This is a genomic window from Rahnella sp. WP5 (genome assembly GCF_000745615.1).
Taxonomy (GTDB): Bacteria; Pseudomonadota; Gammaproteobacteria; order Enterobacterales; family Enterobacteriaceae; genus Rahnella; species Rahnella aceris.
Genome location: NZ_JQJR01000013.1, coordinates 86,280 through 104,154, shown reverse-complemented (window position 1 = coordinate 104,154; position 17,875 = coordinate 86,280). Strand labels below are relative to the sequence as shown.

Here is a 17,875-nt window from a genome sequence, read left to right as displayed (position 1 = left end):
GCAGCATCCTGGCTAAATCACGCTGTTGTACGGTGATTCCATCCATCTTTAAAAATAATATTACCGTCGCAATACTTCCACGTAATCGCTTCATAACGAAGTAAGATAGTTTCCATATGCGTACCTGTTGAAGCTCCGGGATATAAATCGGGAGTGATTGAAGATATTTTTACGTTTTCTAAAATGATATTAAAATATTCCCTTTCTAATCCTTCATCAGTAATTGAATACATCTTTAACACCGCAGATTGCAGCGTTAAATTATTACTCAACGCCCTATATAAAAGAGGCGTAACACAATCAAACTCTTTTTGTATCATTATCGGCGCATGTATTCGCGTTCCTGTTAGCCGTCCTGTATTCCCGTCTACTGGTATGTTTACGTTATGTGTGAGGGATTTTACTTCTATAGCACCCACGCGGCCAGACACTAGAGACGCACCAATCATAGGTGAACCGCTTTCATCTGTCAGCCATAAATATGCCGGATTTTACATTTTAACTCCTTGTTTTATTTGTATTTATCAAATTTTGATGTGAATTTCGTAAAAATGATAATCCAGAAGATTACCGATACCGCGCCTATCAACACGCCATACGAGGGAAAAATATAGATACAAAACAGCCATGATGAAATAACAACAATAGGAAATAAAATATCTGATAATAATAAAGATATTAAGCTTTTAAACATTATATTTATCTCTTAACTCTTCATAAATCTCATCTAAATTATGCAGCATTTTAGCCTTTACTTTCTTTATTATATCTTCTAAAACAGGTTCAACAAAGTAATAAAGCATTTCTAATTCAGCGGTGTATAAGATTGCATAATATCGGGGATCTAGTGTTTTTAATTTCCGCGCGGCTAATGCGGCCTTTTGATCAATACCGAAAGCCTGTAAGGCAAAAATCACGTATGGGGATTTACTCGCAACCCTTTCAGCTACGATGTTCGACACCATACCTGAAGCGGATAAGCTTTTCGATATCGCGTAGGCGATCCCAAACCTTGCGGCTTTCCCTGTTTGAGAATCCGCAATATGCCCCGTGATTGTTTTCGTTATCCCCTGAACCTTGCCGCTTTCATTTTCGTTTTCAGTATCTTTAATTATCATTTCAAAATACAGATATAACATTTGCTCTATCACGTCGTGGTATCTGAAGATTGAGGCGATAGAAAGGCTCATTCTCTTTTCTTCGGTTACTAATTCATTACACACATCCCCATACCGAGGGATTAAACAGGACGTATACCAACTCGCCCTTTCCATGCCTGAAGAGATATTAGAGAGGACGTTTTGTGTTTCTTTGACATAGCTATTCATCCCCCTTTGAACGTAGATTCCTAGCTGTCTGTCACTTTGAAACTTTAGTCTTAGATAGTCTGAGGCTTGCATAAAATCACCATGTCCATATCTTTGATAAGGTTTAAATGGCACCATAGTCGTCAGGATTATACAAGGGTAATTTCTGATTATGTGAGGCTAGTAACGGCTATAAATTTTCCTTAATGAGTGGCGGTTGATATCGACTACTTTCCGGAGTAAATACTGAAGTGGTACCCTAAATTTGGCCATCTGAACAGAGATGATATTATCGCCTCATCAATAATAGACTTCTGAAAATTCCATTTTCAAAGGTTCTCCAATGGCTTGTTAAAATATACAGGTATAACGTAATGTCTCTTTTTTAAATGGACGTATGAAAATGGCAACTCTGGAATTTTTATGGCTTAAAGACGATGGTGACGACCCAAAAGATCAATTCTGGATAAAGCAGGGTATCGATTATGCAAAAAGAACGGGTTTTTAAGAAACGCTATGTTTTGGTCCCTGCGCTTTTTATAGTTTTGATGATCGCATGGGTCATTCACTTTCTTACATTTCCAGTGGGGCATGATTTGTATAAGACGGTTAAAGTTAATAACCTGGTCACCTTGTATGTAACCCAGGCCAGTGCTGGAGCAATGACGTCATTTTCGTACCACTATTATTTGTATGATGCGACGAAAAGTGAGGCTGATTTTATGGCTCATATTGATGACCAAAGGGCATTCATGGTCACATCTGACAGCAAGGCCACGGCCATAGCCAACAATGATCATCTATATCTTCGCGTTCGCGGCGATATATACTCATTCGATAACGGAAGTTATAAAGTTATTGTACATCTGGACGCTGCACCTTATTAAAATAAACTCAGTGGGGCTTTGCCTCACTTCAGTTTTTAGTACGGAGAAATACCAGATGTTACGATTTAGCCGTATTTTTTGACAGATATTATTTGAGACTATTGATTACCAGCAATGTAGCTCTTTCATCAGTAATAAACTTCTGAATATTACTTTTTTGAAGGTTTTCTAATTATTCATAAAAGCATAGAGGCATAACGTAATGTCTCTCTTTTTATAATGGTTTTATGAAAATGACAATCCGAGAATGTTTATGTCTCAAAGATAATTATAGCGTGGACATCAGAGGAAGAATTGATGTATATGGCAGAAAATTAATTCGCACACACGGCGAGAGAAAAGAAGGCCCGGCCGGATTTGCTTCGACTACTCCAAAGGATATAAGAGCAAGTGTCCATAAATACTGAAGCAACAGTTTTTCATCTAAAATAACAGCAGAAGACTGGGCTGAGGCGATTAAAAAAATCTCTAAGGGTGACAATGAATGGCTATTGTTAGTCCCGGATTTAGCGCCTGTAGTAAATCTACAACAGTCCAATCAACTTGCTGGCGCGCTCTATTACGCGCCCGATGCGAACGCAAAAGAAGCACTAAAAATGATGTCAATTCTCGATAAGCATCATTACAAGCACCAGCAAGGAACGGATATAGCCTGCGTTCCGCCATTTGATAAAATAACGAATAGCGACATGGCGATATATAACCGCATCCGCCTTTCATTATTAGATGCAGGACCACAAGCCGCCACTTGCCTGTGGATAATGGAAGCTTGGGTCGAAGAGATCAAAGCAAACGATGCTCGAAAATCCTCTTAGACCCAGTCGAAAATGCTCGTTCATAGCCCGGAATTATCCGGGCTAATTTTGAATGCGTTATTTTGCGAGAAGTCTCTACAGAATTTTTTCATTGGTTTGGTTTTTGAGCCCAGCTTTCAGCATACGGGCGAGCCCTCGGGAGAGATCTTAAGCAGATTACGCACCCAAAAAACGGTCCGCCCTCGACGGCTTAGTGCTTCCAGCCTTCTGATGGCTTCAAGTTTCTTCATTTTATCTCTACACAAAAGCGATAGAAAAGTGTCTTTACTGTAAAGATGGAGTGTAGGTGTTTAGGGGGGAAGGATGCAAAAAAGCGGATTAAAAATGAAGTCAGGGGAGTGATAGGAGACGGCAATTTTGAAGATTTAGGGATTTGATCTAGCTGTAATGCTGGCCGATACTCAAGGAATCGTGAGTACTTGACTCGATTCCGTTTTTATTCAACCTTCACTTGTGACAGCGAAGATTGAATAATTTGATATTGACTCATTAGTTGTCGCTATTATTCGAATCAAAAAGCGTTTCCAAAACACTTTTCGGCTCAACTCCTAACAGCCGCGCAATCCTGACAAACTCAACCACATCGAGCCGCCTTTCGCCGTTTTCAAACTTAGCGATAAATGACTGCGGTTTTCCCAACGTCTTAGCCAGTTCGATCTGCGTGATCCCTTTTTCCAGCCTGGCTTTCTTCAATAAACCAATCACTTCCTGATAATCACGATCATAGATTGATGCCATCGAAAATACTCGTCATAAAAATCCCAAAAACGAATATCAACGCTTTACTGAAATATCCCAAAACAGGATAATGGTTTTGTTAAGTATGAAAACTAACCACTAAAAGGAAAGGATCCTCCATGAACAAAGCACAGAATCATACCGACTGGCATCAGGCAGACATCATTGCGGCATTGCGTAAACGGGGTACGACATTGGCGGCGGTATCGCGCAGTGCCGGGTTGAGCTCATCCACCTTATCGAATGCGCTGTCGCGGTCATGGCCGAAAGGGGAGAAGGTGATTGCACAGGCGCTGGAGGTGCATCCGAGCGTGATCTGGCCGAGCCGTTATTTTGATGCGCGGGGTGAGTTAGTGAAGAAGATTCTGAGATGAATATGTGGCGGGATAAGGCGTCTCCGGCTCAAACAAAAACGCCGACTTCTGCCGGCGTTTCCTTTTACTCAAAAATCACTCCTTCCAGCCGCCTCCTAACGCTTTATACAAACTGATGTCCTGATTCAGTTGGGCAAGCTGGGTGGTGATCAGTGTTTGCTGAGCAGAATACAGCGAGCGCTGCGCGACCAGTACGCTCAGGTAGTTATCGACACCGCCTTTGAAGCGCATCTGCGAGAGATCGTAGTTGCGCTGATTGGCGTCGGCGTCCTGCTGGCGCGCCAGCAATTCATCTTTGTAGGTCGCCTGACCGGCTAAGCCGTCGGAGACTTCCTTGAACGCCGTCTGAATCGCTTTCTCATAGTTGGCGATATCAATTTTATTGGTGTCTTTAGCGATGTCGAGATTGGCCTGATTCACGCCGCCGTCGAAGATCGGGATATTAACCGATGGCATAAATGACCACGCACCGGTGCCGCCGTCGAACAGTTTACTCAGGCTGCCGCTTTCTGTGCCTGCCGTGCCGGTCAGCGTAATGCTTGGGAAGAACGCTGCACGCGCCGCGCCGATATTGGCATTAGCCGCTTTCAGCGTATGTTCAGCGGAAATAATATCCGGACGACGGGTCAGCAGATCAGAGGGCAAACCGGCCGGTGTCTGCGGGAATTTCCAGTCCTGTTGCAGGGTGGCGTTCGCCAGCAAACTCTGTGGAATGGTGGTGCCGACCAGCAGTGTCAGTGCATTGACGTCCTGACGTACCTGACGTGTGTACTGGGCGATGTCGGCCTGCGCCGCGCGCACCGTGGTTTCGGCCTGCACCAGATCCTGTGAAGTGTCGATGCCGGAATCGTAGCTGCGTTTGGTGAGTTCGTAAGATTTTTTCTGACTGTCGGCGGTGCTGATCGCCAGTTTTAGCAGATCGTTATCCGCCGCCAGACTCAGATAGCCGGAAGCGACTTCAGCCACCAGCGAAATTTGCGTGGCGCGCTGCGTGGCTTCTGTCGCCAGATAAGTTTCCAGCCCCTGATCGCGCAGGCTGCGTAAGCGGCCAAACAGGTCAACCTCATAAGACGTTACGCCCAGATTCGCGCTGTATTGCTGATACGTCACCGGTCCGCTGGTTTGTGTTGAATACAATCCGCCCGGCAGATGCTGGTTGGTTTCACCGGCGCTGGCGTCGAGTGTCGGCAGCAGCGCGGCACGGTCAATCTGGAAGGTAGCGCGGGCGGTATCGACGTTTAATGCCGCGACCCGAAGGTCGCGGTTGTTAGCCAGGGACATGCCAATCAGCTGCTTCATCGCCGGTTGATTGAAGAAGGCTTTCCAGCCGATATCCTGCGCAGCACCGGTTTTGGCGCCGTCCCAGTTGCTGGCAACCGGCAGCGCAGGGCGCTGATAATCCGGCTCCATCGTACAGCCGGCCAGCAGGGTGAGTGAAAACGCGCCGATAAGCGACAGCGCGAAATGCGGTTTATTCATGGTGTGTTGCCTCTGGTGCAGGAAGCGCCTTATCGTGTTTTTTCGATTTGCGGGTGAACAGATTCACAACCGTGACGTAGAACATCGGCACGAAGAAGATCGCCAGGAAGGTGGCCGTGAGCATGCCGCCGACCACCGCCGTCCCGATGGAATGCTGGCTGCCCGCGCCCGCGCCGCTGGAAATGGTCAGCGGGAATACGCCGAGGACGAAGGCCATTGAGGTCATGATGATCGGCCGGATACGCAGCTTGGCCGCTTCGATGGCCGCTTGTGCCACCGACATCCCTTCGTTCTCATGCAGCTCCTTGGCGAACTCAACAATCAATATGGCGTTCTTCGCCGCCAGCCCGACGGTCGTCAGCAGGCCAACCTGGAAGAAGACATCATTCGACAACCCGCGCAGCAACACAGCACCGATGGTGCCTAAAATCCCCAGCGGTACCACCAGCATGACGGAGAACGGAATTGACCAGCTCTCGTACAGCGCCGCCAGACACAGGAACACCACGATCATCGACAGACTGTAAAGCGCCGGTGTTTGTGAGCCGGAAAGCTTCTCTTCGTAGCTCAGGCCGTGCCATGCCACTTTGTAACCGGGTGGCAGTTTGGCCGCGATTTCCATCACCGCCTCGTTGGCATCGCCTGAGCTGTAGCCCGGTGCCGGTGAACCCATCAGTTCGACGGAAGACACGCCGTTGAAACGTTCATAACGCGGTGAGCCGTACACCCATTTGCCGCTGCCGAAGGCGCTCCACGGCACCATATCGCCGCTGGAATTACGGAAATACCAGTTGTTCAGATCTTCAGGCGTGACGCGGGAAGCCGCCTTGCCCTGGATGTAAACTCGCTTCACGCGGTCGTTGTACATGAACTGGTTCACATACGCTGAACCCCAGGCCGCTGACAAGGTGTTGTTGATGTCGTCGAGGCTCAGACCCAGCGCCTGCGCCCGTTCATCGTCAATTTCCAGCTGATATTGCGGTTCATCTTCCATCCCGTTCGGGCGCACAGCCATCAGGCGTTTGTCCTGTGACGCCATTTGCAGGAACTGATTACGTGCGGCCATCAGGGCTTCATGCCCCTTGCCATTGGTGTCTTGCAGGAAGAAGTCGAAGCCGGTGGCATTACCCAGTTCCATAACGGCTGGCGGAACGAAAGCAAATACGCGGGCATCTTTGATGGTGGCGAAATGCGCCATCGCACGACCGGCCAGCGCCTGAACTTTTTGCGCAGCGGCCGGGCGGTCGGCCCAGGTTTTCAACTGCACGAAGGCAATCCCGACGTTCTGACCTCGTCCGGCGAAGCTGAAGCCATTGGCGGTAAACACCGAGGAAACGATGCCGCTTTCCTGCGTCATCAGATATTCCCGGACGTTATCCAGCACCTGCTGGGTTCGTTCTGCCGAGGCATTGGCGGGCAACGTCGCCTGAACAAACATCACGGCCTGATCTTCATCCGGCAGGAAGGTGGTCGGCACGCGGGTGAACATAAAGCCGGTGGCGATCACGATCAGCAGGTAGATGCCCATAAACAGACGGCGGCGTGAGATGACCGTGCCGACGGCGCGGGTGTAGCGCATCGCACCTTTGTCGAAGTTACGGTTAAACCAGCCCGCGAAGCCTTTCTGCGATTTTTCCTCGTCGTTGTGTTTGATGATGGTGGCGCACAGCGCCGGGGTGAAAATCAGCGCCATCAGTACGGAGAGCGCCATCGCGGATACGATGGTGATCGAGAACTGACGGTAGATGATCCCGGTTGAGCCACCGAAGAACGCCATCGGCACCAGTACGGCAGACAGCACCAGCGCGATACCAAACAGCGCGCCCTGGATCTGTTTCATCGATTTGATGGTGGCGTCTTTCGGCGAGAGCTTTTCCTCCGTCATCACACGTTCGACGTTTTCCACCACCACGATGGCATCATCCACCAGCAGGCCTATCGCCAGCACCATCCCGAACATGGTCAGGGTGTTAATGGAATACCCCGCTGCCGCCAGAATACCGAAGGTACCGAGCAGCACTACCGGCACCACCAGCGTGGTGACCAGCGTTGCGCGCAGGTTTTGCAGGAACAGCAACATCACGCAGAACACCAGCACGATGGCTTCGATCAGCGTTTTCACCACTTCCTCAATCGATGCGCTGACCACCGGCGCGGTCTGGTACGGGAACTCGACTTTCACGCCAGCCGGCAGAGAATCTTCCAGCCCGGCGATGGTTTCTCTTACTGCTCTGTCGGTGTCCAGTACGTTCGCGCCGCTTGCCAGACGCAGGGCGATAGCGGTAGAGGGACTGCCGTTAAACGTGGAGGAGATGGAATAACTTTCCGGCCCCAGATCCACGTTACCGACATCACTGAGACGCACCTGAGAACCGTCGGCGTTCACTTTCAGCAGCACGTTTTTGAACTGATGAATGCTGTCGAAACGGGTTTTACCAATGATCGTGGCGCTGAGTTTGCTGTCTTTGACCGTCGGCAGGCCGCCGAGGGAACCGGACGACACCTGTACGTTTTGCGCTTCAATCGCCGCGCTGAGATCACTTGGGACCAGCTGATATTTATACAGTTTTGCCGGGTCGAGCCAGATACGCATGGCGTATTCTGAACCGAGCAGCAGGAAGTCGCCGACGCCTTTGGTACGCACGATCGGGTCTTCCAGTTTGGTCACCAGCAGGTTACTCAGATCCGAGTTACTCATTTTACCGTCGGTCGAAATCAGGCTGACCAGCAGCATGAAGTTGGCCTGATATTTGGCAATACGGATCCCCTGATTGACCACTTCGGTCGGCAGTTGCGATTCGGCCAGCGACACTTTGTTCTGTACCTGAACCTGCGCGATATCCGGGTTAGTACCCTGATCAAAGGTGGCAATGATTGTGGCACTTCCGTCGCTGTTACTTTGCGATTCGATATAGCGCAGGTTATCCAGCCCGTTCAGTTGCTGTTCAATGACCTGAACTACGGTGTTCTGGGCGGTTTCCGCAGACGCACCCGGATAGGTGACGCTGACGGAAATCGCCGGAGGCGCGATATTCGGGTACTGGCTGATCGGCAGTTTCATGATCGACAGCGCACCGGCGAGCATGATGACGATGGCGACAACCCAGGCGAATATGGGGCGGTTAATAAAGAAAGTAGACATTCAGCTCACCTATTGCGCGGAAGGATCGGTCATCGCGAGATTAGCCTGTTCGGCAGGGGCACTGGCTTTACGCTCGGTGGCGTTGACTTTTGCACCCGGCCTGACGTTCTGTAATCCGTCGGTGATCACTTTGTCGCCGTCATTCAGACCCTGACTGACTAACCAGTTACCGTTCATCATCTGACCGGTGGTGATGGAACGCTGCTCAACGGTGCTGTCGGCTTTCACCACATACACATAAGGCGCACCTTTGACGTCATGCATGATGGCTTCCTGCGGTACCAGAATACCTTTGTCATCAATACCTTGTTGTAACTGGGCGTGAACAAACATACCCGGCAGCAGTTCGTCGTGCGGGTTCGGGAAAGAGGCCCGCAGGGTAACGGAACCGGTACTTTGCGACACGGTGACTTCGGAGAATTCCAGCTTGCCCGGCAGGGCGTATTTGCTGCCATCTTCCAGCGTCAGGGTGGCCTGCGCGGCGTTGTCACCGGCGGACTGCAACTTACCGGAAGCCAGCGCGCGACGCAGTTTCAGCAAATCTTGTGAGGATTCATTGACGTCAACATAGATAGGATTGAGCTGATCGATAGTGGTCAGATATGCCGTCTGGCCGCTGGTCACCAGCGCACCTTCGGTATACAGCGAGCGGCCAATATGGCCGGAAATCGGCGCGTACACTTTGGTGTATTGCAGATTGACACGGGCGGTCTCGACATCCGCTGCGGCTTCGCGCTCGGCGGCCACGGCATCATCATATTGCTGACGGCTGACCGCCTGCGCTTCAACCAGCGGTTTATAGCGGCGGGCGGTGGCGTCGGCGCTTTTCCAGGTCGCCATCGCGCGATCGAAAGAGGCCTGATAGGTTGACGGATCAATCTGATAAAGCTGCTGACCGGCTTTGACTTCGCTGCCTTCCATGAACAGACGTTTTTGGATCACGCCGCTCACCTGCGGACGGACTTCCGCGCTGCGAACCGCCGTGGTGCGGCCGGGCAGACTGGTGGTGAGGGCGACGGGCTGGCTGTGCAAAGTAACGACATTCACCGCAGGAGCCTGTGCTGCCGGGGAAGCAGAACTGGCAGAACCATCACATGCGGAAAGCAGTACCACTGTACTGACAGAAAGTAACTTCAGGCGCATAGAATTCACTCTTTTGGGGGAATTGAGAATAACCATTCTCAACAAGTCCTTCACTATACGAGAGCGCCTGATTTCCCGGTGTAAGGATATTGTCATCACCCATGTTTCTATATTTCAAAACATGAGGATTATGTTGCTACATAATCCCTTGTTCTTGTGAGGTTTTAGTCTTTTCGTGCAGTGGAAAATGGCAGGAAAGTCATTACTTAGTAAACTAATTAATAGGCCATAAGAATAATTATCAGAGGGATGTTCTAAAAGTGAATGAATTGTTAGGTGTTAAAAAAGTGTGATGCATATCAAACAAATTTATACATTTTAACCTGCTCCTTACCTGAAAAGACTAAGGGATTAAGCCCGCAGCCGTTACCTTAAGGGCCGAGAACGAGCAGTTCTCACATTTGCTTGTTGCCAGCCGTTTTGAACAGCGGCCAGTTGCAACCCCCATGCCCACAGTCCGATGTGGGCTTTTTTTTGCCTTTGCACCGCCAGCCAGCTTTCCTCTCGCAAAACTGTGATCCCTTTCATACTCCTGACTGCTATGTCTATACAACTATACATTCTGTGACTTAACTCAATTAACGGTTTATTTTTAGCCAGCGAATTGAGGGAAGACAGATGATAAAACTTGGCAGCAAGGTTCACGATCTGGGGAAAGCCCTGATGACGCCTATCTCGGTGATTGCCGCCGCCGGGATTTTCTTAGGCCTGGCCGCCGCATTGCAGAATCCGGCGGTCACCGGTGAAACCTTTACCCAGATGAAAACATTGCAACTGGTCATCGGCTTTATCCGTCAGGTCTCCGGTGCGCTGTTCGCTAATTTGCCGTTGTTTTTTGCGGTCGCCACGGCAATGGGGCTGGCTAATGCAGAGAAGGCCACGGCGGCGTTTTCCGCCGTGATCGGTTTTGTCGGGCTGCACGTCGGGGTTAATTACAGCCTGCTGGCGCAGGGGATTACGCCGGAAACCATTACGGTCGCCAAACTCACGGCAAAAGGCATGACCGAAAGTGACGCGATGATTTACGCCGCCGAGTTCACCAACACGCTGGGGATTTTCACCTACAACATGAGCGTGCTGGGCGGGGTGCTGGTCGGCCTGATCACCATGTGGCTGCACAACCGTTTCTATACCATCGTGCTGCCGACGGCGATCGCGTTTTTTGGCGGGCGGCGTTTTGTACCAATTGTCACCGTGCTGGTGCTGCCGATCGTCGGTGTGCTGATGTCGCTGATCTGGCCGACGATCGCCCAGGGGATCCAGTGGATCGGCGAGCTGATCGGGCGCACGGGCGAGATCGGCACCTTTATTTATGCCACCTCAGAACGTTTGCTGATCCCGACCGGTTTGCATCACATCATTAATGAAACCGTGCGCTTTACCCCCATCGGCGGTGTCACCACGGTGGATAACCAGAGTATTGTCGGCGCGCTGAATATCTTTAATGCTGCGCTGGCCAATCCGGGCACGATCTCCGATGCGGTCACGCAGCAGGCCACGCGCTTCCTGGCGCAGGGGAAAATCCCGGTGATGATGTTCGGGTTACCGGCGGCGGCGCTGGCGATGTATCACTGCGCGCGGCCGGAACATAAAGGCCGCGTGAAAGCGCTGATGCTGGCGGGCGCACTGGCGTCATTTACCACCGGGATCACTGAACCGCTGGAGTTCTGCTTTATTTTCGTTTCGCCGGTGCTGTATTTCCTGCATGCGGTGCTGACGGGGTTGTCGTTCGTGCTGATGCAAATGCTGCATGTGATGATCGGTAACGTGCAGGGCGGGGCGATCGACTTCCTGATCTTCGGCGTGCTCGGCGGCAGCCGCACGCACTGGTGGTATCCGCTGATCCTCGGCATCATCTACGCGCCACTGTATTACTTCACGTTCCGCTGGGTCATTCTGCGGATGCAGGTAAAAACGCCGGGGCGTGAGGATGAAAATGATGCCGAAGAACGTGCAAAACCGGCGCAGGGCACGGGCGAAAAAACCAAAAATATCATCATCGGACTGGGCGGCGAGGGGAATATTACGGCGGTCGATTGCTGTTTCACCCGCCTGCGCGTGAAGGTCAAAGATATGACTCAGGTACAGGATGGCACATTAATGAAAACCGGCGCGATGGGGGTGAAACGCATCACCGAAACGGATGTGCATGTGATCTATGGCCCGCAGGTTGAACAGGTGGCGAATCTGGTGAAGGCGGAGTTGTCGGGCATTGCCTGACGGCGCTTAAGCTTTCACTTTGGCATGGACGCTGAAGCCATAGTTTTTCTGGTTGTAGTAGACATCAGACACTTCAAACAGCGTGCCGTCAGTGAACGACACAATCGCGTGGGAATGCAGCACCGGCTGGTCGCGTGACAGGTTGAGCGCGACGCGTATCTCGTTGGATGGCAGTTCTGCCGAAATCAGTTTGGTGCTGCCCGCAGGCTGGAAACCTTTCGAGCGAATATAAGCATATTTTGACGATGTCATGGCGGCGCGCGTGATATCCGGGAACCGGTCGCACAGCATCCAGCATTGTTCATACACAAACGGCTCATCACCGAGCAGACGCAGGCGGATCATAAAATAAACTTCAGTACCGGCGGGAATATTCAGTTCGCGGGCAATGTCTTCACTGGCAGGCATACGGCGAAATTCCAGCACCTGATTTTCAATGCGCTGATTATTTTCCTGGGCGACTTCGCTGGCGGTGAGATGCCGGTCGAGCGGCAGAATGATTTTCTGCTGCTTTGGCGGCTCAACGACAAAGGTGCCGCGACCGCGAAAACGGGCGACACGCCCCTGACGCACCAGATAATCCACGGCTTTTCGCGCGGTCATGCGCGAGACGCCATAGATTTCGCACATGGCGGCTTCGGTCGGGATCGGATCTCCGGGGCGGATTTCGCCGGTGCTGATTTTTTCGGTAAGTTGCTGCTCAATTTGCAGATAAAGCGGCGTGAACGAATTTTTGTCTATCTTCATTAACCCTTACCTCCGACCCTTTTAAATTTCACTTAAGAATAATTGTATAGTCAGCTATACAAAGCAGCCAGCCACCCTGTTGGTTTTCTGCTCAAAATGGGTTTCAGCACACACAAAAAATAAAGGTTGCTGACATCAGCAACCTTTCTGCATTTTGAAACCACTTTCCGGTGGCGTCAGGCGTTATTCAGGCAACAGCGCCGTGGAGGTGAATCCGCATGGGCCATTTTCCTGATTTTTGAACCGCCAGCAGTGCTGATGGTATTTCGCGACCGAATTACGGTGCGCCACACTGATAACTGACGTTTCCGGCAATTCGCTCAGCAGCAGAGCGTATACCTGTTGTTCGGTTTCGTCATCCAGTGCGCTGGTGGCTTCGTCGAGGAACAGCGTATCGGGTTTGATCAACAGCGCACGGGCAAAGGAGAGCCGCTGCTGTTCACCCGGCGAGAGACGCTGGCTCCAGTTGGCGTAATCATCCAGAATTTCTACCGCCGCCAGATGTGACAGACGACATTGCGTCAGCACCTGTTGCAGTTGTTCATCCGTATATTCACGGCTGGCGTCAGGATAACTGAGCGCATCGCGCAATGTGCCAATCGGAATGTAACTGCGTTGTGGCAGGAACAGATAACGCTTACCTTCTGCCAGTGCAATATTGCCCGAGCCGTAAGGCCAGATACCGGCAATCGCACGCAGCAACGTTGATTTACCACAACCGGAAGGCCCGGCAATCAGCACGCGTTCGCCCGGTTGCATGGCAGCAGAAATATTGCAAAACAGCGGATTTCCGTTCGGCAGGTTCAGCGTCAGTTTATCAAGCTGTAAGGCGTGTTCGGTGCTTTTGCCTACGCTGATGCCGCGCGGCTGAGCGTTAACCTGATCGATTGCCGCATTGAAACCGGCAAGACGGTTAACCGTGGCTTTCCAGTTTGCCAGATCGGTAAAGGCATCGATGAACCAGGACAACGCGCCCTGCACCTGACCGAACGCGGAAGCAATCTGCATCAGCGCACCCATCTGGATCGCGCCGGAGAAATAGCGCGGTGACGCCACCAGGATCGGGAAAATATTGGCAAACTGCGCGTAAAAGTTGGATGCCACATTCAGGCGACGGGTGACGCGCATGATAGACCACCAGTTGGTTTTGATGGATTCAAACTTGCCGGTCAGCTGATCGTGCTCGTTTTTTTCACCGTGATACAGCGCGATCGCGTCGCTGTTTTCACGAATACGGATCAGGCCAAAACGGAAGTTCGCCTCGAACCATTCCTGATTAAACCCGAGTCTTACCAGCGGCTTACCGATATACCAGATAATGAAGGAACCAATGGCGGCATAGAGCAGCGCGAACCACAGCATGTAGCCGGGGATTTCAACGTGATGGCCCGCGAGCATAAAGTTCAGCGGCCCGCTGATCGACCACAAAATAAATACGAAGGAGAACAGCGTCACCACGCTCGACAGCAGACCGAGCACCAGAGAAAGTGTCCCGCTGGTCAGGGCATTCAGGTCATCGGAAATACGCTGATCGGGGTTATCCACCTGATGCTGATACTCCGTGTAATAATAGGCGTGATTGGTCAGCCACTTCTCCATATACTCTTCAGTCATCCAGCGCCGCCAGCTCATTTGCAGACCCTGCGTCAGATACACTCTGTAGATGGCGATAACGATGAACAACAGCGCCAGCCAGGTAAATTTCCACAGCTGGGCTTTGAAAACCGGATAGTTTCTGTTTTGCAGCGCGTCATAAAAGACACGGTTCCATTCGTTAAACTGTACGCTGAGGTACACACCGGCCAGCGAAAGGATGATGATTGTGGTCAACATGCTCCAGGCACGCCACTTTTCTTCTGAGCGCCAGTAAGGCTTAATTAACTGCCAGACGGCGCCCCATTGCGCCGATTTCCCAGGTTTTTTAGTCATAATAGCCATGTGTAATCGATATGTTGTAAAGCCAATCATCCCAGAATGAGTGGCTCAGTGCGATAGGGCAATGAGCCACTTGTAAGGATGTTTTTCCAGCACGAAGCTCTGTAGACCACAAAAGTAGAAGGATGTTTGATGAAAGTCGCAGTGAATTTACTGCTGGTGGCAGGATGTTTTGCCAGTGTTCAGGCGTTTGCCCAGATTGATGAACCGGATATCGACGCCGATTGTGTTAAAGCCGGGATTTATGCCGCTGCCGGAAAAGTGGCTTATCAGCAGGGTGATATGGGCAAAGCCCGGGAAATTTTTCGTAATCAGGTCGCCTGGAGCGAGTTTTGCCATAAGCCGCAGGACCAGATTGCCACGGCCTACAACAACATTGCGTTGACCTACATAAAGCAGGGCGATTATCTGAAAGCCAGGGCCTGGCTGATGCTGGCACCTGCTGACAAAAAATCACAATACAACCTGAGTCAGATGCAGCCAAAACTGGATGCCTTGCCGCCAGCCGAAAGTCCGGCAGGGATTTACTGGCAATATGCCGGGTTTGGTAGCTGGAATATCGTCGAAGTGAAAGCCGAAGAAGCGCAGTTTAAAATCGATTTCAGCGGTTTATACATGGGGCAGATGTCACTGTATTACGGCCCGAATACCGGCGATTTTTCGGTGGTGACGGCAATCAAAGATAATCACGCGGTTTACCACGAAGCCGATGATGCCTCCGCCGGTGGCGGCGAGTGTAGCGTGGACATGAATTTCGCACCCCGGAGCGTTAAACTTCACACCACCAATGACTGCGGTTTCGGTCACAACGTGCAGGCCGAAGGCGAATTTGTACGGGTGACGCCGTAAGTTTAAAACCCGCCTCAGGCGGGTTTTAAGGGTTAGCACCTCGTCAATGCACATTTCAACTTTTTGATTTTGCTGCAATACCCCACCCCAACCCTCCCCTCGCAGGGGAGGGAGCCGATCGACGTATGCCTTTAGCCGAAGAGGGCGCCGAGTCAGGTTATATTCACTGCGGCCACTTCATTTCGCCCTTCAATACTTTCGCACTCAGTTGTAATGAAGAATCGTCTTTCAGTTGCGGATAATGTTTTTTCATCGCGGCGATAAGCGCGGCAGAATCTTTCGCTTTCGGTAATTCTTTTTCCAGCGTCAGCAGATACTGGCGGGTGAATTCCACCGATTCCAGCGTTTTTGGCGCGCCCGGCAGGAAATGTCCCGGTACAACGACTTGCGGATTAAGACCGGTAATTTCATTGAGCGCTTCTACCCACTGTTTACGGGATTTCGGCGTCTGCGTATCTGCTGTCCAGACATGCATGTTATTGCCATTCACCAGCACGCCGCCCACTACCGCTTTCAGCGACGGGATCCAGACAAACGTCCGTTCTTTATCTACGCCCTGAACCTCAAACTTATGGCCTTCGAGTTCAAAGGTCGTGCCTTTCAGCGGTTCAGGAACCACAACAGATTTTGGCGCATTGTCTTTCAACTGCGGTCCCCAGAAAGCGACTTTACCGTCTTTGCTGGCGTTGATCTGATCGATGGTGGCCTGCGTTGCCACGATTTTGGCGTCCGGGAACGCGGCATGGATGACATCCAGCCCGAAGTAGTAATCCGGGTCGGACTGGCTGATGTACACCGTCGTCAGTTTCTTGCCGGTCGCCTTGATCATTTCCACCAGTTTTTCTGCGTCATTGCGCTGGAACTGCGCGTCGATCAGAACCGCTTCTTTATCGCCGGTAATGATTTCAGAAGAAACCGGGAAAACGCTTTTTTCACCCGGGTTATACACGTCCATTTTCAGTGCACTGGCGGCGTGAGCGGACAGGCTGCTGCCCAGCAGGGCGGCGATCAGAGTCAGATGTTTCAGTTGCATGGGTTTTCCTCAGAGACATAAATAATCACATTCAGTAAGACTCTACTGTACGTTGCATAATCCGCGGGAAAAACCGGATAATGCGCAACTGTTTGTTGCATAAACCGGACGAATCATGGACAGAATTACCGCTGCACAAGTGTTTGTTGCCATTGTTGAACGGGGAAGCATGGTCAGTGCTGCCGAATCGCTGAATATGTCGCGGGCGATGGTGACACGTTATCTGTCGGAGATGGAAAAGTGGTCGGGCGCGCGCCTGCTGCACCGCTCCACCCGCAAACTCAGCCTGACGGATGCGGGCGAAAACACGCTGGCGCGTTGCCGGAAAATGCTGTCGGTGGCGGCGGAAATGAGCAGCGTGGCGGATACGGGCGATGAAGCGTTGCGCGGTTTGCTGCGTCTGAGTTGCTCACAATCTTTCGGGCAGGGTGCGGTGGTGATTGCGGTCAGTGAATTTTTGCGCCGACATCCGCAGGTCAGTATCGATCTTCAGCTGGAAAGCCGGGCGATCAATCTGGTGGAAGACCGGATCGATCTGGCGCTGCGCATCACAAACGATCTGGATCCGAACCTGATCGCCCGGCCGCTGGCGCTGTGTCCGTCGGTCGTCTGCGCGTCTCCGGCTTATCTGGCCGCGCAGGGTACGCCGCAGCATCCGCAGGATCTGGCAGTCCACAACTGCCTGACGTACACCTGGTTCGGCAAAAGCCTGTGGCAGTTTGCACGGCAGGGTGAACAGGTCGCGATTCCGGTGAGCGGAAATCTGAGCGCTAATGAATCGCTGGTGCTGCTGACCGGGGCAGTGGAAGGCGCGGGAATCGTCATGCAGCCTTATTATTCGGCGGCACCGCTGATTGCCAGCGGCCAGCTCGTCGCCTTACTCAGCGAGTGGCAGCCACAGGAAATGGGGATTTATGCGATTTACATGTCCCGGCGGCAAATGCCGGCGGCGTTGCGAGCGCTGCTCGATTTTCTGGTGGAATGGTTCAAAGGCCATCCGCGCTGGCTGTCGCTGACAGAAGAAAAACGCTGAGTCACCGGCAGGGAATAAGCCAGTGGAATCGGTCCCTTTTTCGTCTTCCGCGCATTCCCTGCAATGTATTGTTATGTAAAGATTAATCCTGATATCGGGTGTTTTTCAGGCAGCAAGGGCACAGACTGCGTCTGGTCAAAAGTGTGATCAACGTGGTATTTAAACCCATCCGG

The 17,875-nt window shown here is 51.5% G+C and carries 14 protein-coding genes and 1 pseudogene; 6 read left to right on the top strand and 9 right to left on the bottom strand.

Translation table 11 applies throughout. The features are described 5' to 3' along the window. Nucleotides 1-17: 17 nt before the first annotated feature. Together EX31_RS13365 and EX31_RS13355 are read right to left on the bottom strand one after the other, a co-directional pair. Nucleotides 18-491: pseudogene (locus tag EX31_RS13365) on the bottom strand (Hcp family type VI secretion system effector); the annotation flags it as partial. Nucleotides 492-686: 195 nt separating this feature from the next. Continuing rightward, nucleotides 687-1,400: a hypothetical protein gene (locus EX31_RS13355; protein ID WP_037035250.1), complete on the bottom strand. Its 714-nt coding sequence runs from the start codon at nucleotides 1,398-1,400 to the stop codon at nucleotides 687-689. A gap of 392 nt (nucleotides 1,401-1,792) precedes the next feature. Between EX31_RS13355 and EX31_RS13350 the strand changes: the two genes are divergently transcribed. Both EX31_RS13350 and EX31_RS13345 read left to right on the top strand, forming a co-directional pair. After that, nucleotides 1,793-2,194 (top strand): hypothetical protein, encoded by a 402-nt coding sequence (locus tag EX31_RS13350; protein WP_037035197.1) that lies wholly within the window; start codon nucleotides 1,793-1,795, stop codon nucleotides 2,192-2,194. Nucleotides 2,195-2,685: 491 nt separating this feature from the next. Continuing rightward, a complete protein-coding gene (locus EX31_RS13345; protein WP_037035194.1) occupies nucleotides 2,686-3,009 on the top strand; it encodes a hypothetical protein in 324 nt (107 codons plus the stop codon). Nucleotides 3,010-3,498: 489 nt separating this feature from the next. Here the strand turns inward: EX31_RS13345 and EX31_RS13340 are convergent, their stop codons facing one another. Further along, a complete protein-coding gene (locus tag EX31_RS13340) occupies nucleotides 3,499-3,747 on the bottom strand; it encodes a helix-turn-helix domain-containing protein (protein ID WP_037035191.1) in 249 nt (82 codons plus the stop codon). A gap of 119 nt (nucleotides 3,748-3,866) precedes the next feature. On the opposite strand from EX31_RS13340, the gene EX31_RS13335 reads away from it, so the two are divergent. Beyond that, nucleotides 3,867-4,121 carry a helix-turn-helix domain-containing protein gene (locus EX31_RS13335; RefSeq protein ID WP_037035188.1) on the top strand — a complete coding sequence of 85 codons (255 nt, stop codon included), beginning with the start codon at nucleotides 3,867-3,869 and terminating at the stop codon, nucleotides 4,119-4,121. A 75-nt stretch (nucleotides 4,122-4,196) separates the two neighbouring features. Here EX31_RS13335 and EX31_RS13330 read toward each other — a convergent pair whose 3' ends face one another. Genes EX31_RS13330 through EX31_RS13320 form a run of 3 tightly spaced genes read right to left on the bottom strand, consistent with a single transcriptional unit; the run spans nucleotide 4,197 to nucleotide 9,885 of the window. Next, the gene (locus tag EX31_RS13330) at nucleotides 4,197-5,600 is read right to left on the bottom strand and encodes an efflux transporter outer membrane subunit (protein ID WP_037035186.1); all 1,404 of its coding nucleotides are present in this window, start codon (nucleotides 5,598-5,600) and stop codon (nucleotides 4,197-4,199) included. Continuing rightward, nucleotides 5,593-8,742: an efflux RND transporter permease subunit gene (locus EX31_RS13325; RefSeq protein ID WP_037035184.1), complete on the bottom strand. Its 3,150-nt coding sequence runs from the start codon at nucleotides 8,740-8,742 to the stop codon at nucleotides 5,593-5,595. The genes EX31_RS13330 and EX31_RS13325 overlap by 8 nt, the downstream gene beginning before the upstream one ends. Before the next feature lie 9 nt (nucleotides 8,743-8,751). Then, nucleotides 8,752-9,885: an efflux RND transporter periplasmic adaptor subunit gene (locus EX31_RS13320; RefSeq protein WP_015689423.1), complete on the bottom strand. Its 1,134-nt coding sequence runs from the start codon at nucleotides 9,883-9,885 to the stop codon at nucleotides 8,752-8,754. A gap of 618 nt (nucleotides 9,886-10,503) precedes the next feature. On the opposite strand from EX31_RS13320, the gene EX31_RS13315 reads away from it, so the two are divergent. Next, complete coding sequence (locus EX31_RS13315) at nucleotides 10,504-12,105, top strand: PTS transporter subunit EIIC (RefSeq protein WP_037035182.1); 1,602 nt, start codon at nucleotides 10,504-10,506, stop codon at nucleotides 12,103-12,105. 6 nt (nucleotides 12,106-12,111) lie between these two features. Here EX31_RS13315 and EX31_RS13310 read toward each other — a convergent pair whose 3' ends face one another. Then, nucleotides 12,112-12,852: a GntR family transcriptional regulator gene (locus EX31_RS13310; RefSeq protein ID WP_015689424.1), complete on the bottom strand. Its 741-nt coding sequence runs from the start codon at nucleotides 12,850-12,852 to the stop codon at nucleotides 12,112-12,114. A 183-nt stretch (nucleotides 12,853-13,035) separates the two neighbouring features. Next, the gene (locus EX31_RS13305) at nucleotides 13,036-14,790 is read right to left on the bottom strand and encodes an ABC transporter ATP-binding protein/permease (protein ID WP_037035180.1); all 1,755 of its coding nucleotides are present in this window, start codon (nucleotides 14,788-14,790) and stop codon (nucleotides 13,036-13,038) included. 129 nt (nucleotides 14,791-14,919) lie between these two features. On the opposite strand from EX31_RS13305, the gene EX31_RS13300 reads away from it, so the two are divergent. Next, nucleotides 14,920-15,636, top strand: a complete 717-nt coding sequence (locus tag EX31_RS13300) for a tetratricopeptide repeat protein (RefSeq protein WP_037035179.1) — start codon at nucleotides 14,920-14,922, stop codon at nucleotides 15,634-15,636. A 163-nt stretch (nucleotides 15,637-15,799) separates the two neighbouring features. Here the strand turns inward: EX31_RS13300 and EX31_RS13295 are convergent, their stop codons facing one another. After that, on the bottom strand, nucleotides 15,800-16,669 hold the full coding sequence (locus tag EX31_RS13295) for an MBL fold metallo-hydrolase (protein WP_013574144.1): 870 nt from the start codon (nucleotides 16,667-16,669) through the stop codon (nucleotides 15,800-15,802). A gap of 115 nt (nucleotides 16,670-16,784) precedes the next feature. Between EX31_RS13295 and EX31_RS13290 the strand changes: the two genes are divergently transcribed. After that, the gene (locus EX31_RS13290; protein ID WP_037035176.1) at nucleotides 16,785-17,702 is read left to right on the top strand and encodes a LysR family transcriptional regulator; all 918 of its coding nucleotides are present in this window, start codon (nucleotides 16,785-16,787) and stop codon (nucleotides 17,700-17,702) included. Nucleotides 17,703-17,875: the final 173 nt, after the last annotated feature.

Excerpts from the sequence above, each read along its gene's own strand:
- EX31_RS13335 (WP_037035188.1), top strand. The coding sequence starts at position 3,867 with ATGAACAAAGCACAGAATCATACCGACTGGCATCAGGCAGACATCATT.
- EX31_RS13355 (WP_037035250.1), bottom strand. The coding sequence starts at position 1,400 with ATGCAAGCCTCAGACTATCTAAGACTAAAGTTTCAAAGTGACAGACAG.
- EX31_RS13290 (WP_037035176.1), top strand. The coding sequence starts at position 16,785 with ATGGACAGAATTACCGCTGCACAAGTGTTTGTTGCCATTGTTGAACGG.
- EX31_RS13295 (WP_013574144.1), bottom strand. The coding sequence starts at position 16,669 with ATGCAACTGAAACATCTGACTCTGATCGCCGCCCTGCTGGGCAGCAGC.
- EX31_RS13315 (WP_037035182.1), top strand. The coding sequence starts at position 10,504 with ATGATAAAACTTGGCAGCAAGGTTCACGATCTGGGGAAAGCCCTGATG.
- EX31_RS13305 (WP_037035180.1), bottom strand. The coding sequence starts at position 14,790 with ATGGCTATTATGACTAAAAAACCTGGGAAATCGGCGCAATGGGGCGCC.
- EX31_RS13350 (WP_037035197.1), top strand. The coding sequence starts at position 1,793 with ATGCAAAAAGAACGGGTTTTTAAGAAACGCTATGTTTTGGTCCCTGCG.
- EX31_RS13320 (WP_015689423.1), bottom strand. The coding sequence starts at position 9,885 with ATGCGCCTGAAGTTACTTTCTGTCAGTACAGTGGTACTGCTTTCCGCA.
- EX31_RS13330 (WP_037035186.1), bottom strand. The coding sequence starts at position 5,600 with ATGAATAAACCGCATTTCGCGCTGTCGCTTATCGGCGCGTTTTCACTC.
- EX31_RS13340 (WP_037035191.1), bottom strand. The coding sequence starts at position 3,747 with ATGGCATCAATCTATGATCGTGATTATCAGGAAGTGATTGGTTTATTG.
- EX31_RS13325 (WP_037035184.1), bottom strand. The coding sequence starts at position 8,742 with ATGTCTACTTTCTTTATTAACCGCCCCATATTCGCCTGGGTTGTCGCC.
- EX31_RS13310 (WP_015689424.1), bottom strand. The coding sequence starts at position 12,852 with ATGAAGATAGACAAAAATTCGTTCACGCCGCTTTATCTGCAAATTGAG.
- EX31_RS13300 (WP_037035179.1), top strand. The coding sequence starts at position 14,920 with ATGAAAGTCGCAGTGAATTTACTGCTGGTGGCAGGATGTTTTGCCAGT.